The organism is Seonamhaeicola aphaedonensis, from assembly GCF_003386195.1.
Taxonomy (GTDB): domain Bacteria; phylum Bacteroidota; class Bacteroidia; order Flavobacteriales; family Flavobacteriaceae; genus Seonamhaeicola; species Seonamhaeicola aphaedonensis.
Window position 1 is genome coordinate 1 of record NZ_QRDX01000030.1, and the last position, 1833, is coordinate 1833.

Annotated in this window: 2 protein-coding genes; both read right to left on the bottom strand. The window is 30.6% G+C overall.

All coding sequences use genetic code 11. The annotated features are described in order from the left end of the window. Nucleotides 1–237: 237 nt before the first annotated feature. Nucleotides 238–684 carry a hypothetical protein gene (locus tag DFQ02_RS15075; RefSeq protein ID WP_147297801.1) on the bottom strand — a complete coding sequence of 149 codons (447 nt, stop codon included), beginning with the start codon at nucleotides 682–684 and terminating at the stop codon, nucleotides 238–240. 421 nt (nucleotides 685–1105) lie between these two features. Next, nucleotides 1106–1726: a hypothetical protein gene (locus DFQ02_RS14960; protein ID WP_116525254.1), complete on the bottom strand. Its 621-nt coding sequence runs from the start codon at nucleotides 1724–1726 to the stop codon at nucleotides 1106–1108. Between the last annotated feature and the right edge of the window lie 107 nt (nucleotides 1727–1833).

Consider the following 1833-nt stretch of genomic DNA (forward strand, 5'->3'; position numbering starts at 1 on the left):
AATTTGGTTTAACCCTGAGAAGGAACACATTTACTTTAAGATGCATTGTCTGCGAAGCAGCGTAGATTAAAGTTCGCCATCGGCGAATGTGTTCCATCGGTTACGTATAAGAATAGTAGCGGATTTTTACGCACTAACTATTCGGTTAAACACAGACCTTTTTTATATTTACTTACTTTCGTTTTAGCGACTAAACCGCTATTATTTTTATACAATGTTGGCGGTAGGTTGATTAATTTAACTCTTTAATACAGATTCTAAAAAATAACCCCACCATGATGCTTTAGTTATATAACTATACAGAGTAGACATCAAAATCATAGTAATGCATATCACCATATAGCTTGAGTAAATAACTTTTTCTTTTCTATAATCATCAAGCATTATAATAATAATAGATAAAAATATTATTGCATTGGATATATAGACCAATTCCGTAAAATTGAATGGGGAATTTCCATTAGTAGTCTTCCGTATTGAAAAATCTATCAGTCTAATTACTGCAGGTTGAAATGACCATATCACGGTTGCTACCATCCACCTTCCATGAATGCGGATGTTCTTTACATTCCGAATACCCATCCAAATAGAGAAAGAAAACCCTCCTAGTGCAATAAAATTCAAGAAAAGAATTCCATATGCTATGTCCGAAGGTATTCCTGAACTTAATATAAAAGGAAGCATTTGCAACATTGAGAAAACTACTCCACCTGCTAGAAATAATCCGATAAGTCCAATTTTTCTATGTAATCGTATATTTCCTTTTTGGTACAAGTATGGTTGAACAATAACCAATATAAACCAGCAAGTTGCAGTAAGTCCATGTATGTGCTGTCTAAATGGGACATCTAGGAATTTTGACCAGTAGGAAAAATAAAAGCCACTAATTACGACAATGAAAGGAAGTATTAACCAGATATGGGTTTTAGGGAATAGTTTATTCTTGTCCATAATATTTTTTATAAATGCTTTTTAGCATATAATTCATCCAATTACCGCCAACGTGTTTGTGTATGATTAGTGGCGTGTTTAAGCACCTAATTTAGCAAATAAAAACCGAATAGAAAATCCGCGAGGATTTTCGTAAGTAGGCAAGAACTAGCCATTAATTATACACGGTGTTACCATACGTTTTTATTTCAATTTTATGATTTAGTTTTTCATTTATAAACTCCGAAATTTTTTGATAGTCAGACTCGTTTAAATTCATATGATTTAAATAATGCTTTTTTTCGTTTTTTTCAGTCAGAATTATGTCACTTGATTTTAATTCAATATTATTTAGCTTTTCAATTCCGATTGTTTGTTTTCTTGCTCCATTTTCAAAACTTAATTCATTATTTTTAATTTCTATAATTCCACTTGGAACAAATAAAAATCCTAAAATCAACAATAGAATTCCAGTCAGAAGAAGTAAACTCCACATAATTTTTTCTGATTCAAAGTATTTCAGAGCTAAAATTCCACCTACAGATAATATTATTCCAAAAATAAAAGGTACTGCTTTATTATAATCATCATTATTTGTTGGTATTCTTAATTGGTCAACGTTTTTACCATTTCTGTATTTTATTCTCCCATAAATACTCCAAATAATAAGTGCAATCCATAAAACTGGAAAATATTCTCTTATTGGGTCGATTAATTCCCTCACATATTTTACTTGAAAGAGCAGAACAATTCCAATTATCAATATTGTTCCCAAATATGGATTTCGTTTTTTCATCTAATGTATGGTAACTCAGGGTTAAACGTAGTTCTGCTTTGAGAATGAAAAGATAATAAATTCTTGAGCAATAATTAGAGAAAAGCTCTTCCTTATAATCTCTAATT

Coding starts and splice junctions, on each gene's coding strand:
- DFQ02_RS15075 (WP_147297801.1), bottom strand. CDS start 684: ATGCTTCCTTTTATATTAAGTTCAGGAATACCTTCGGACATAGCATAT.
- DFQ02_RS14960 (WP_116525254.1), bottom strand. CDS start 1,726: ATGAAAAAACGAAATCCATATTTGGGAACAATATTGATAATTGGAATT.